Origin of the sequence: Bacteroides luti, assembly GCF_900128905.1 — a bacterium.
In the GTDB taxonomy this organism is placed as follows: domain Bacteria; phylum Bacteroidota; class Bacteroidia; order Bacteroidales; family Bacteroidaceae; genus Bacteroides; species Bacteroides luti.
The window spans coordinates 1-14,338 of the sequence record NZ_FQTV01000024.1 but is presented as its reverse complement, the minus strand read 5'-3'; the positions used below and the strand labels follow the sequence as shown (position 1 = coordinate 14,338).

The following is a 14,338-nucleotide window of genomic DNA, read 5'->3' as shown; positions in this document are numbered from 1 at the left end:
AATTTGGAGGGAACTCTGCATTATACTAATTTTGTAAAGCTGGCCAGAATGATATACAGGATCAGAAACAGCAATTTAAATAAGAGATTTCAGCACTCGCATAACTGAAAGAACACTACCAATGAAAAGATTTCTATATAAGTTTGAAGTAGGAAAGTTTGATGGATTAAAAGGTATCTTTCGTTCCCTGCGCTATAGAAATTATCGTCTCTTTTTCAGTGGTCAGAGTCTTTCGTTAATCGGAACATGGGTACAAAGAATCGCTATTCCCTGGTTGGTTTATCGGCTAACAGGTTCTGCTTTCTTATTGGGATTTGTAGGTTTTGCCGGACAAATACCAACTTTTATTCTGGCTCCTTTTGCCGGAGTGCTAACCGACAGACTGAATCGCTATCACATAATGATTGTATCCCAGATTCTTTCCATGATTCAGGCGCTGGCATTGGCTCTGCTTTTCTTCACAAATACAATAGAAGTATGGAATGTACTTTTGCTAAGCGTAATCCAGGGATGCATCAATGCTTTTGACACCCCGGCGCGCCAATCATTTGTGATAGAGATGGTGGAAGATAAAAATGACATAGGAAATGCCGTTGCTTTAAATTCGTCCATGTTTAACGGTGCAAGATTAGTTGGCCCTTCCATTGCGGGTGTTCTGATTGCTTCTCTGGGAGAAGGAGCCTGCTTCCTTATCAATGGTATAAGCTATATCTTCGTTGTGATATCTCTTCTTTTAATGAAAGTAAAACCACAGGAGAAGAAGACAAAAGACACGAATATTATCAAGGAATTCAAGGAAGGTTTCACTTATACCTTTGGTTTTCCTCCTATCCGATCTATTATTATTTTACTGACTTTAATCAGCCTGATGGGAATGCCATTTTCCGTACTTATGCCAATTTTCGCCAAAGATATATTTCATGGCGGTTCTCATATATTTGGTTTTTTAATGGGAGCTTCTGGCGTGGGAGCGCTAATAGGTGCAGCCTATCTTGCATCCAGAAAAAGTGTTGTAGGACTGGAAAAGATTATACCTCTAGCAGCTGTTGTCTTTGGTCTCGGACTTGTCAGCTTCTCATTATCAAGCTCATTTCCCCTCTCCATAATATTAATGATCATTACAGGAGTTGGCATGATGATGCAAACGGCCTGCAGCAATACCATTCTGCAAACCATATCCGATAACGACAAACGGGGAAGAGTGATGAGCTTTTACACCATGGCGTTTATGGGAACAGCCCCAATAGGAAGTTTTCTTGCGGGAAGTATGGCCAGTATGATTGGTGCACCGGCCACACTATTAATCGGTGGTATTGCATGCGTAATCGGAGCACTTGTTTTTGCCCAAAAGCTTCCCTTGTTTATTAAGCTAGTCCGACCAATTTATATTCAGCTTGGCATAATTGACAATGCTGCAAACAAATAAAGAAACTGACAAATCAATAACTCTTTTCGTTAGCCAGATTCCATAAATTCAGAAAAGATGCTTTGGTAATCTCGACAACTTTCTCCCAGTTGATGCGTGATGCATGATCGCTTGGCTGATGATAATCAGGATGAGCATTAGTGTGATACCAGATAATAGGAACACCTGCTTTGGCAAAAGATCCGTTATCGCTACCTCCTACTGGTTTATCCCAAGGATGGTAGATTGGTTCCAGTTTCAGCTTGTACTTTTTGATATCATTCTTCAGCCATTCACCAAACGCTGCGTTTGCTTCCGTATAAAAATAGTCCACCAATTGAGGTTTTGCCTCATTTGAGTTACGACCAATCATATCATAATTGAGATAACCTTTAACGGAGTTAATAAACGAACAGTTTTGCACAAAATAGCTAGAGCCAAGCAAACCCTTTTCTTCACCATCCCAGAATGCAAAGATTATTGTTCGTTCTGGTTGCTGACCACTTGCCAGAAATGCTTTTGCCAATTGCAATACAGCCGATACGCCCGAAGCATTATCATCCGCACCGTTATAAATGCAGTCGCCCGCTAAAGTAGGATCTATTCCTAAATGATCATAATGCGCACCGACGATAACATACTCGTCAGTCCGTTTGCCTTCAATCTTTGCAAGGATATTGTTGAGTTGTAAATGCTTGTACACACCTTTCTTTAATTGAGCAATGGAATCGGGATGCACCTGCCATTTTCCTTTCTGCGCTACCTGGTTGTGGCAAGCTTCAAAAGGCTGGTAATATGAGTCGCCCAATGGAGAGAGATTCATCATTCTTAGCATAGAAACAATATATTCTCCGGCAACTCTGCCACCACGACTTCCTGCTTCGCGTCCTTCCAATTCATCAGATGCAAGAAAGTTGATACTTGCTTTTGCCGATTGTTCAGAAATACTCTGCAATCCTTTTTCTATTGGCTTCTGCGCTAATACAGAAAGATTTGCTGCAATAAGAAGAGCAGCTATTATTATTTTTTTCATTCACTTATTGTTTATTGATCCATGCAAAGATAAGAATTTTATAGATGAACTTTCGTTGTTTTAGTTTTGTTTTAAATAAGATACATCTTCAAATTTCATATGCCAGAAAAAACCAATCGATACAATATTATGGAAGAAAAGAAAAAACTTACAACCGAAGCTGGTGCGCCTATTGGCGATAATCAGAACATTCAGACAGCAGGTCCGCACGGACCAGCATTAATGCAGAATGCATGGTATATGGAAAAGCTTGCACATTTTAATCGTGAACGTATTCCGGAAAGAGTTGTCCACGCTAAAGGATCGGGTGCTTTTGGAACGCTGACTATTACAAACGATATTACTAAATACACCAAAGCTGCCATATTCTCGAAGGTTGGTAAAGAGACCGACTTATTCCTTCGCTTTTCTACGGTAGCAGGAGAACGCGGAGCTGCCGACACAGAAAGAGATGTGCGCGGATTTGCCATTAAATTCTATACCGAAGAAGGCAACTGGGATTTGGTAGGAAATAATACTCCTGTCTTTTTTATTCGTGATCCGTTGAAGTTTCCCGATTTTATTCATACACAAAAAAGAGATCCGAAAACTAATCTGCGAAGCAACACTGCCGCATGGGATTTCTGGAGTCTTTCTCCCGAATCGCTTCATCAGGTTATGATCTTAATGAGCGATCGAGGTATTCCAAAGAATCTTCGTCAGATGCATGGTTTTGGTAGTCATACGTTCAGCTTTTACAATGCTAAGAATGAACGTTTCTGGGTGAAATTCCATTTTAAGTCAATGCAAGGCATTGCAAATTTCACCAATGAAGAAGCGGCTAAAATTGTTGCTCACGACCGCGAATATTCACAGCGCGACCTGTTTAATCATATTGAAGCCGGTAATTTTCCGAAATGGAGAATGTGCGTGCAGATTATGACGGAAGCCGAAGCAAAAACCTATCGGTTCAATCCGTTCGATTTGACTAAAGTATGGAGTCAGAAAGATTATCCGCTCATTGATGTTGGTATTATGAAATTGAATAAGAATCCCGAAAATTATTTTGCCACAGTAGAACAGGCTGCTTTCAATCCGGCCAATGTTGTTCCGGGCATCGGATATTCGCCCGACAAAATGTTGCAAGGCAGATTGTTTGCTTATGCCGATGCCCAACGTTACCGACTAGGAGTTAATTCCGGAAGTCTGCCGGTTAATGCTCCGCGCTGTCCGTTCCACAACTATCATCACGATGGCACTATGCGTTTTGATGATAACCATGGTGGAGAAGTAAATTATGAGCCCAGCAGTTTTGGTGGACCAAAAGAAGATAAAACTTACATCGAACCCGGTTTACCTCTGGAAGGAGAAACGTACAACTACAATCATCGTGAAGATAAGGATTACTATACTCAGCCGGGAGATTTATATCGTTTGGTTCCGGCCGACGAAAAAGAACGTATCCATAAAAATGTAGCAGCAGCAATGGAAGGTGTTCCCGATAATATTAAGGTTCGTGCCATTGCCCGTTTTTATCAGGCCGACGAGAACTGCGGAAAAGGCATTGCTTCTCAGCTAGGGATTGAGTTAAAGGCAGTTCTTGTTGAAGTGGAAAAGCAGAAGATGGAATAAGCATATTTGATATTTAATACAAGAAAAGCTGTTTTAGATTACCAAACAGCTTTTCTTGTATTAAATAAATTACTATTTTCTTACTATTTACACTCTAACAATTAAATATTACTGATTAATATTTCTAACAGCATTTTCTATTTTATTCAAAATATCAGCTTTATATTGTGCTATTGCAGCATCTAATTCTTCTTGTGAAGGATATTGTTCATATTCAAACTTTCTATCATTTAAACAGCTTACAGTATATCCATCTTTTTCGAATTCAACCTTTAAATCTAAATTCAGTAATAAATCCCCCATCCTAAGGTCTTTTGGGGAAGTCAGCTGATAATGAAATATCATAGCTTTTGCATTACGTATGTAATCCAATATTTGATAACTGGAAGTGTCTCTTTGAATAAAATTCAAATGTAAAGCCCCATTTCTAATTCCATTTTTTGAAAGATAATTCCCAGACATTGAATTATAAAAAAAACTCTTAGTAGCACTTATGCTTTGTTCTAACTTTTCAGTAAATGGGAAATAAAAATGTTCCAATACATTCCAGACTTGTTCTTCACTAAATTCCGGTTTTGTGTTACTATACTTTAATCTACGCTGTAAAAGAGTCAACTGTTTGGCGAAATCGTCTTCCTCTTCAATGCTTTCTCCTTTCACAGCCTTTACCGAAAGAGTAAGTGCATGCTCTAATCGATCATTCATATACTCTACAAAAGGCCTAATGCCATCAATCGTGGCGGAAGCCCCGTCAGAAGCAGTCAATCCTACTTCAACATCACACTGATGCAATATCCGTAAATAGTTATCTTTATCTTTACTTTGAATAATAATTGGAGGATAGTTATTTCTAATCAAAACATAATTTACAAGTAAACGGGCAATGCGTCCGTTACCATCTTCAAACGGATGAATGCGGATATAGCGATAATGGAGCAATGCCGCCAATTCAATAGGTGAAAGTTGCTTTTTGTCCGCCTCATCATTATACCATTCCACAAGTTCTTTCATCATAATAGGCGTCTCCTCCGGAGTTGCATAATAAAAGATTTCTCCAGTAGCCGTTTGTACATGGTTAGGACGTGATTTATACTCACCTATTTTTACTTCCATTCTTGTTGGCTGTCCAGCATCTGTTACAGCATCTTTCCAAAATGGACGTACCAGTATTGTTTTGTTCAGTTCACGAATAAAAGCTTCCGATAACGGACGTTCTATATCTTTAGCTTCCTGAGTGGTTATATTAAAGCCAACATCATGAGCTCTCATTTCTTCGTAATCCTGTAATTTTGCATTACCTGTGGTATCGCCAAAAATAAGCAGAAGCTTAGTCTGTCCGTAAGTCAAGGTATTTCCCTCTATATGATTCGAATTGTAATTAAACTCCAGACGAAACTTTTCGTCTAATCGTTTTTTATCTTCAGGCTTCAGAGGCTGCAAAGAAATCCATTCATTGTATAATTGCTCAATTCTATTCATGCGATGTAAGTTTATTACAAATATAAGAATTATTCAAATTCATTATTTATATTCTACTAGGTATTTTTATAGATAGTACGACAGGATTTACCCTTTACCCTCTCCTATCTTTCTCAAACTTCACAAATTTCAAATTCTTTTTCAGCTTTTTATCCGCCAAAAAGCAAATACGCTTAGCCTTCACTTTACTGGGAGTACAATCTTCGGGCTTATCAAATCCCTCACTGCTAGCAGAAAGACTGAAGATGCCTATACCTTCCAGGCAGACTTTATTGCCTTGGTGAAGTTCCTGTTCGATGGTGTACATTAGTTCAACAATGGTAGCATGGACATCTCCCGGCCTGAGTGTACACCTACCGGCTATGTTTTCTGCCAACTCATTTGTTCCGATAGTTCCCGACGAAAGAGGAACTGCATAGTATTTTACTTGTTCTTCACCCTGACTCTTGTCTGTTTTTTTGCGCACGCAGTATTTGTATGCCATAATATTAGTTTGTTTTTTCGTTTATTCATGAGACATTTTAATTTAGACCCGGGTCTAAAGGATATTGAGACGGGGGTCTAAAATATTTTAGACCCGGGTGTAAACTCACTTATGACCCGGGTCATAATTTAAAGCTATAAAGATAGATAAATAATTACAACTATACAAGTAGACAACTTTTATACCGGAAAACTTGGGATATAGCCTTAAACTCCTTATTTTTGTATACAATCAACTAATCAGTCTAACTATAACATAACCAATGATGAAAGAAATAAAAATTGAAATATGTGCCAATTCTGTGGCTAGTTGCGTGGAAGCACAAAAGGGAGGCGCGAAGCGTGTGGAACTGTGTGCCGGCATTCCCGAAGGTGGTACTACTCCGTCTCAGGGAACTATTGCTGTGACCCGCGAATTGCTCGAAATTCCTATCCACGTTATTATTCGCCCACGTGCAGGAGATTTCCTTTATTCTCTAGAAGAGATCCGTGTAATGGAACGTGATATTGCTGTGGCGAAAGATTGCGGTGCCAATGGTGTGGTTATTGGTTGCCTTACAGCGGAAGGCGAAATTGATCAGAGAGTTACAGAACGGTTGGTAAAGTGTGCCAATGGAATGTCGGTTACTTTCCACCGGGCTTTCGATATGTGCATTGACCCAATGAAGGCTTTGGAAGAGATTATCAATTTGGGATGCAACCGTATTCTTACTTCGGGACAAATGCCAACTGCCGAAGCAGGCATTCCTCTTCTGAAGGAACTTGTAGAGAAGGCTGCCGGACGAATCATCATTCTGCCGGGATGTGGAATTAATGAAAAGAATATTCTGAAGATTGCTCAGGAAACAGGTGCAAATGAGTTTCACCTTTCTGCACGTGAAAATATTGCCAGCGGCATGACTTACCGCAATCCGAAGGTTTCCATGGGTGGAACGGTGCAGGTAGACGAATATGCCGAACCTCGTACTTCTGCCGAACGTGTACGTCAGACACTAAACAGTCTGAATATCCAGTAATAGTTCTCAGTAGGGATTATTAATTAATAGAATAAATCTTTTTCAGGAAAAACAATTTAATAATTAAACATTATGGATTTTCTAGAACTTGCCAAAGAAAGATATTCGGTTAGAGTTTATAGTGACGAACCGGTTGAAGAAGAGAAAATAAATAAAATTCTAGAAGCTGGAAGAGTAGCGCCTACTGCCCATAACAATCAGCCTCAACGGATTTATGTAATCCAAAGTAAAGACGCTCGTGAGAAGGTGAAAAAGTGTACCAGATACAGTTTCAACGCTCCAATTATTTTGCTGCTATGCTATGACGAAGACGAAAGTTGGTTTGGACAGAATGATAGATTTGGCTCCATAGACCCAACTATTGTAGGAACACACATGATGCTGGAAGCTACTGAACTAGGACTGGGAACTGTTTGGGTGGGATCTTTTAATGCAGAAATAACAAAGAGTGAGTTTGCTTTACCGAGCAATATTATTCCGGTTGCTTTTCTTCCCCTGGGCTATCCTTTTCACACGTCAGAGCCAAGTGCTATGCATGCCAGTCGGAAGAATCTGTTAGAAACAGTCAGATATCTATAATTGCTGTTTATTTCTGATAAAACATAAATAGGAAACGCCCAACTCTACATTTGCAAATGTAAAGCTGGGCGTTCTCAATTGTGTCTTAATTTATAGTTTTCTTGAACAAACTCTATTAATGGGTACAGGATGTTGGAGTACAGGCAGTACCTTCTTTTGTATTGCCGGCCTGTATCTGACTGATAACTTTTACCAACTGTTCTCCCAAAGCAATGCGGTAACCTTGCGAAGCAAATACTACACGATTAAAGGTGTCTCCAACAATAATCAGAGGTAATTCGCCACGGCGTATAACTTCAGTTCCCTCTTTTACCTGATGCAAAACAGCACCATCCTTATCAATTCCGAAAGTGACATTCTTTGGTAGATCACCATAAGCCTTTGGATTGAATGCTTTCAGTTCGTCTTCGTCAGAGAAAAGAATAATAATTTGCTTGCCCCATTCTTCCAATTGCTTCTTAACTGCGGCAATATCTCTTAGAGCATGGTTAGTAGGCTCGTGATTATTCTTAACCAAAGCCACGATATAGTAACCTCTACCGTTGGCATTCAGTATACTTTGTTCCTTACCGGTTTTTGCATCAATAAATGTTGCTTCAGAATTAAAGCTGCCTAAAACCTGAACCTGACTGCTGCTTTCGCGCATTTTTAGTTCAACATTGGTTGTTTTTCCGGCTTCTACATTAAAGAATGTAAGATTGCTCAGCACACTTCCATCTGCCATACGGCTACCTGTTACCATGAGATATTGACCAGCATCCAGTTTCAGTGGTTTGCTGAAAATTGTGCTCCATGAGCTTTCATTTTCTTCATCAAATTCCAGCAGATGTGTTCTGCCACCTTCAATTTTAGAAATAGAGAAATGCTTGTAATAAAGCGGATCATTCAAAGAACTGATTGGAGTATAAGAAGCATTAACGAATCCGTAGGGAGCATTTCCTGTTTCTGTTTTTTCAAAATTAACATCATTCCATGTGTTATTGAAGAAATATTGCAGTTTACCGGTCATCAGCTCGATGCGTGAAGGTACACCTAGACTGCGAAGCACGGTTACGAAGAAAACTTTTCTTGAACGGCTGTCGGTTACACGAGATTTCCACACACCAAGTGGCGACATAAACAAGCGGTTAGAGTTTAATTCCTCCTTAATTGTAATGTTGCTACGACACCAGTCAACCAATACTTTCGGGTCTTTTCTTAATTCATCGGCAAGAGTAGCCGGAATCTCTTTCTGGAATTCCTTTTTATAGGTTGTAAGGAATTCATTAGCAACGCGAGGATTCAGCACGTTCTGATTGTAAACATCCCCTTCTCCTGCTACAGTGTAAAGTAGATGATCAGTAAGTACATCGGCAGGTGTATCACGTAAATCCTTTGCAGAAATAACTTCCAGCAATTTAAGAGCCTTTTCACGGTTTTCAGTTGTAGTAGAAAGCAGGAATTTTTCTATTTCGCGCCAGTTACCGCGAGAAGCAACAAACAGTTTCTTGGTGCGTACCGTATCAATAGCCAGTTTTGAAGCTACCTCTTTTATACTTGATTCATCAATAAATGTACCAATGTAACTGTTACGTATGGAATCTTCCTTAGCCAGACGAATATTGTTTGCTGCACGTTGTTCCTTACTTACGTTTACCTCAACCGGTAACTCAACCGGCGGAACAATATCCATAGCCATTTCTTTGACTGCAGCCAGATCTTCATCACTTAAATTTCCTGTCTTTTTATCTAGAGTAAGTGTCAAAGTGTGATCTTTACCTACAGATACCTTGCGGAAATCAAAGATTCCATCTTTAGAAGCCCACACAATAATATCACCTTTACCGGATGAAAGGAACGATTTTCCTTCTTTATCGCTCTGCTTTTTAGCTACAGAATAAAACTCACCGTAGTTGTACAGCTTATATTCAACGGCTGCACCTTCAACCGGTTTCTTATTTTCATCAAGCACAGTTACATCAATACGATCTACCGGTGCATAATTATCAATCACATTAATTTCGGTGAAGTTCGGAGTTACAGTCATAATCTCCTCTTTGCCGGTATAAAGTCCGAATACATTAGTGTGCATCAGCATTCCACGCTTGGCAGGAGCTGTAAACCAGGCTACATTAAGAACTGGTTCGGGTTCGCAGGCACCAAGGAAATACCATTTTCCATTTGCCCATGCTTCTACCCATGCATGATTATCGTCGGTATGCGCCCAACGCGGAGTGTAAACCTGACGAGCTGGAATACCAACAGAACGAAGAGCTGCAACCAGGAATGTAGATTCTTCGCCGCAACGTCCATAAGCTGTGCGCACAGAAGCCAGCGGAGAACTGGTTCGGGAATCGGAAGGAGTATAAACAACCTTTTCGTGGCACCAATGGTTTACTTCAAGAATAGCTTCGTAAAGAGAAAGATTCTTTACCCTGTCTTTCAGCTCACCATAAAATACTTCGCGTGAATTGTCAAGCGTTTCATTATTTATTCGTTGTGGAAGCACAAAATGACGGAACAACTCTTCGCTTATCTCTTTTCCCCAGGGCATTTCTTGCTTTGCCTTGAATGACAAACGCACATCTTTCAAAAAGAAAGTGTCGGGATAATCAGAGATATCTGCCAAAGACATATAGGCATACAGAAACTTCATAGCCTCTTTTTCCTGCAAAGAGAGTTTGCTATTGAATACATTAAACAATCCGCCATTTGGCATCGCTGCTTTCTTTTCGGCAAAAGTTTTATCTACTGTTGCCCGATACTTTTCATTGCTGATAAAGTGTGTATTTGAGCATGACATACCCAAAAACGTAATTACTAAACCGGCAAATAATGTATTGATTCTACTCATAAAATGTAACGGTTAAATTTTGAGGGCAAAGATAGCATTTTATTTAAAGCGCCATTATTTTTTAAACTTCTTATTTAAGTACAACATATAAATAATTGCAATTAAAAACAAAAGAGTGATGGATGACGCCTTTTTGTGAGGGTTCAGTGAGGGATAAAAAACAATCCATCACTCATCAGAAAGCTATAAACCAACAAGTTATTAAAATTAGTGAGGGAGTGAGGGATGAACATATTTTTTCTTTTTTATTCTGAAAAACAGAAGATTCAATTTATCTGATAAGATAATTCCCGGTCCAGATTTTTATGTTACTTTAAAACGAGGAGAATATACTTTATCTTCTAAACAACAATTTTACCGGTAATTTGTTTTCCTGAATAAATTTATTGGATAACATTTCGGAAATATTTGTTTTAGTATTAAGCAACAAATAAATTATAATCCAAATTAAATAGCTGAACTATGGAAGAAGATTTTAAATTAGTAGCAGACTTCGACATGAAGTTAATCTTTGATTTCTTTTCAAAAATGAAAAGACAAGGTCCCGGCGGTGACGAAGAGACTAAAATGGCTTTAAACTTCATTAATGGCCTTTCAAAAGATTCAAAGATTGTAGATATTGGTTGCGGAACAGGCACGCAGACTTTAGTGCTTGCGCAAAATACCGAAAGCAAAATCATAGCTTTAGATATTAGTCCGGAAATGATTGAAGGAGTAGAAGCTAAAATCAGTCAATATCATCTTGAAGAGAGAGTAGAAACACTCATTACATCCATGGATAATATGCCTTTTAAAGAAAAAGAGCTCGATTTGATATGGGCAGAAAGCTCTATCTTTATTGTCGGATTCAAGAATGGACTTACCCAATGGAGAAAGTATCTGAAGGATAACGGAATGATTGCGGTAAGCGAAGCTTCATGGTTTACAAACGAACGCCCGCCTGAAATAGAGAATTTCTGGCACGCCAATTATCCGGAAATTGATACCATCTCTGCAAACATTAAGATTATGCAGGATGCAGGATACACTCCAATGGCTCATTTCATTTTACCGGATCGTTGCTGGAAAGAAAACTTCTACGATCTTATGGCAAAACGTATAGAAGAATATGCACTATTATATAAAGGTAATAAAGCCGTAGAGGATTTCCTGGAAAGACTAACAGAAGAAATCGATATTTATAACAAGTACAAAGAATATTACGGGTACGTGTTCTATATAGGAAAGAAGAAGGGAAGCTGAAAAGCAAATCTCTGAGCTGCGGAAAAACACATGCTATTTTCTGTTATTATAGGGGGTAGAACTAATTTTTCCGCAGCTAATAATCAAGTGTTTAACTAAATAAGTAAAACGTATTGTCATAAAACGTCCTTACATCTTTTCCAAAAAATGGAGAGATGCGAGTTAAAAAGTATTTCACATCTAATTACCAGATACTTATTCAGACAAAAGTGCATCTTCTAATTAATATAATATTGGTATTTTGACAAAGGAAAGCTTATCATAATATACTATAATCTATTCATTTCACTTGAGTCAGCTCTCGTTCCTTTGTCTTTACTACGCTTTTTGTAAGATGCAGAAGCTTTGCAAATAAGTTTAAATACCATGAAATCGTTTTTAATCAGACAAATTTCATAACTTTGCAGCTATAGGAAAAACCGTTTTCTTCTTCAATGAAAAACATTATCGCTAATATCAGACAAGAAAAGAAGTTATTTCTGCAAACAATAATTTGCGTCTAAGATAATATTAACTCTAATCAAAAACAGATGTCAAAAATTTCTTCAGCTGCATTTGCAGACACCAAGCCTCATTATAACCTCTTAGACGGATTACGTGGTGTGGCAGCCCTTTTAGTTATTTGGTACCATGTAAATGAAGGTTTTGGTTTTGCCGAAACTGTCAATGGTGCGGGCAATGGCCTCGTCAAAAACCTCAATCACGGATACCTGGCTGTAGATTTCTTCTTTATTCTTTCCGGTTTCGTTATCGGCTATGCTTACGATGACCATTGGAACAAAGGTTTTACCATGAAAGAATTCTTCAAGCGCCGTTTAATTCGTCTTCACCCAATGGTGGTAATGGGTGCCATTTTAGGTGTAATCACATTCTGTCTTCAAGGCAGCGTGCAGTGGAACGGTACACAAATTGCAACTTCTCTTACTATGCTCGCTTTGCTTTGTACTATGTTCTTCATCCCTGCTGTTCCAGGAGCAGGTTACGAAATACGCGGCAACGGTGAAATGTTTCCGTTGAACGGACCCTACTGGTCGCTGTTCTTTGAATATATTGGTAATATCCTTTATGCTTTGTTCATCCGCCGTTTGTCTACTAAGGCATTGGGGTTGTTGACTGCGGTGTTGGGCATTGCCTTGACATGGTTTGCCACCTGTAATATTTCTACTTATGGAAGCATTGGTGTGGGTTGGACGTTGGATAGTGTGAATTTCCTGGGCGGTTCGTTGCGTATGCTTTTCCCGTTTACTATGGGTATGTTCTTATCGCGCGTTTTCCAGCCGGTAAAGATAAGAGGCGCTTTCTGGATTTGCTCGGCTGTATTGGTGGCTTTATTCTCGGTACCTTTTATCGGAACTATTGAACCAGTTTGCATGAACGGTGTTTATGAATCATTCTGTATCATCATCGTTTTTCCTATTCTGGTATGGTTGGGCGCATCGGGTGTTACTACCGATAAGATATCAACAAATATATGCAAGTTCCTGGGTGATATTTCTTTTCCACTATATGTAGTACATTATCCGTTCATGTACTTATTCTATGCATGGCTCATCAAAAATAGGCTCTATACGTTTGGCGAAACCTGGGCTATGTCTTTGGCTGTAATGGCGTGGAATGTATTGTTAGCTTATACCTGCCTGAAATTGTACGATGAACCGATACGCAAATATCTGGCAAAGCGTTTCTTAAATAAGAAAAAAGAACGATAGCCATTCAATAATCCCCATATATTCGGTTCATCACTGAAAATATGGGGATTAAAATATAAATTTCCAGGTATTTGCATACTCGGAAATACATCTTTAAAGTATAGTAAAGGCAATATTCCAGATCTTATATAAAGAATAACGATACCCCCAGCACACTTATTATAGCTCCTATTATTTCTCTTATTGTAACTTTCTGCTTAAAAATAAGATGTGAAGGCCATAATATAAAGATTGGCGTAAGTGCCATTAATGTAGATGCGATTCCGGCTTCTGTATATTGAACGGCCATTAAAGAAACAGAAACTCCGATAAATGGTCCGAAGATGGTCGCCCATAAAGCGGCATTCATACCTTTTCCATTACGGAATGCAATAGGCATTGTATACAACTCCTTTCTAAGCCACATAATAACAAAGTACCCCAACATACCGGTTATGGCACGTATAAAAGTGGAAGCAAAAGGAAGCAGAGTCATAAAATGATTTATATCTGTTGCAGGTACCGACATTTTGTAATGGTTCATCCCCACTTTGCTTAGCACAAGTCCTACTCCCTGCCCTACTCCTGCACCTATTCCCAGCAGAATACCTTTCAATGGTAACTTTAATCCAAATTTGTGAGAAGTTCCTTTACTAAGAACAGACATGCCTATACCACACAGAGTAACCATCATACCAATCCATGCATTTAAAGGAAGTTTCTCACCCAGTATAATCCAGCCAGATATGGCAGCTGCCGGAGGAGCAAGCGTCATAAACAACTGTCCGAAACGGGAACCTATTAGAACATAAGAGTTGAACAAGCAATAATCTCCCAGTACATAACCCACGAATCCGGAAAGCGATAACCAAAACGGTTCTTTTGCAATTTAGTTGAAAGGACGTATCGTTATAGTTCCTAAAGAACTCTGATAAAACAAAACTTCTTCAAGTTTTTTGTATAATATAA

Annotated in this window: 11 protein-coding genes; 6 read left to right on the top strand and 5 right to left on the bottom strand. The window is 39.0% G+C overall.

The window, feature by feature from the left end; all coding sequences use genetic code 11:
- Positions 1-121 precede the first annotated feature (121 nt).
- Complete coding sequence (locus BUC21_RS15595) at positions 122-1,426, top strand: MFS transporter (protein WP_083547732.1); 1,305 nt, start codon at positions 122-124, stop codon at positions 1,424-1,426.
- 13 nt (positions 1,427-1,439) lie between these two features.
- On the opposite strand, the gene BUC21_RS15590 is transcribed toward BUC21_RS15595, so the two are convergent.
- Entirely contained in the window at positions 1,440-2,438 is a 999-nt protein-coding gene (locus tag BUC21_RS15590; protein WP_073404126.1) for a M28 family metallopeptidase, read from the bottom strand.
- A 129-nt stretch (positions 2,439-2,567) separates the two neighbouring features.
- On the opposite strand from BUC21_RS15590, the gene BUC21_RS15585 reads away from it, so the two are divergent.
- Positions 2,568-4,049 carry a catalase gene (locus BUC21_RS15585; protein WP_073404153.1) on the top strand — a complete coding sequence of 494 codons (1,482 nt, stop codon included), beginning with the start codon at positions 2,568-2,570 and terminating at the stop codon, positions 4,047-4,049.
- A gap of 108 nt (positions 4,050-4,157) precedes the next feature.
- On the opposite strand, the gene BUC21_RS15580 is transcribed toward BUC21_RS15585, so the two are convergent.
- Positions 4,158-5,528 (bottom strand): Fic family protein, encoded by a 1,371-nt coding sequence (locus BUC21_RS15580; protein WP_073404124.1) that lies wholly within the window; start codon positions 5,526-5,528, stop codon positions 4,158-4,160.
- Positions 5,529-5,622: 94 nt separating this feature from the next.
- A complete protein-coding gene (locus BUC21_RS15575; protein ID WP_073404122.1) occupies positions 5,623-6,012 on the bottom strand; it encodes an HU family DNA-binding protein in 390 nt (129 codons plus the stop codon).
- A gap of 265 nt (positions 6,013-6,277) precedes the next feature.
- Here BUC21_RS15575 and BUC21_RS15570 point away from each other — a divergent pair, with 265 nt between their 5' ends.
- Positions 6,278-7,027, top strand: a complete 750-nt coding sequence (locus tag BUC21_RS15570) for a copper homeostasis protein CutC (protein WP_073404151.1) — start codon at positions 6,278-6,280, stop codon at positions 7,025-7,027.
- 72 nt (positions 7,028-7,099) lie between these two features.
- Positions 7,100-7,606, top strand: a complete 507-nt coding sequence (locus BUC21_RS15565) for a nitroreductase family protein (RefSeq protein ID WP_073404120.1) — start codon at positions 7,100-7,102, stop codon at positions 7,604-7,606.
- Positions 7,607-7,721: 115 nt separating this feature from the next.
- Here the strand turns inward: BUC21_RS15565 and BUC21_RS15560 are convergent, their stop codons facing one another.
- The gene (locus BUC21_RS15560; protein ID WP_073404118.1) at positions 7,722-10,439 is read right to left on the bottom strand and encodes a transglutaminase-like domain-containing protein; all 2,718 of its coding nucleotides are present in this window, start codon (positions 10,437-10,439) and stop codon (positions 7,722-7,724) included.
- 462 nt (positions 10,440-10,901) lie between these two features.
- On the opposite strand from BUC21_RS15560, the gene BUC21_RS15555 reads away from it, so the two are divergent.
- Both BUC21_RS15555 and BUC21_RS15550 read left to right on the top strand, forming a co-directional pair.
- Positions 10,902-11,681: a class I SAM-dependent methyltransferase gene (locus BUC21_RS15555; RefSeq protein WP_073404116.1), complete on the top strand. Its 780-nt coding sequence runs from the start codon at positions 10,902-10,904 to the stop codon at positions 11,679-11,681.
- A 530-nt stretch (positions 11,682-12,211) separates the two neighbouring features.
- Positions 12,212-13,390: an acyltransferase family protein gene (locus BUC21_RS15550; RefSeq protein ID WP_073404114.1), complete on the top strand. Its 1,179-nt coding sequence runs from the start codon at positions 12,212-12,214 to the stop codon at positions 13,388-13,390.
- A gap of 124 nt (positions 13,391-13,514) precedes the next feature.
- On the opposite strand, the gene BUC21_RS15545 is transcribed toward BUC21_RS15550, so the two are convergent.
- On the bottom strand, positions 13,515-14,258 hold the full coding sequence (locus tag BUC21_RS15545; RefSeq protein ID WP_262483237.1) for a DMT family transporter: 744 nt from the start codon (positions 14,256-14,258) through the stop codon (positions 13,515-13,517).
- Positions 14,259-14,338: the final 80 nt, after the last annotated feature.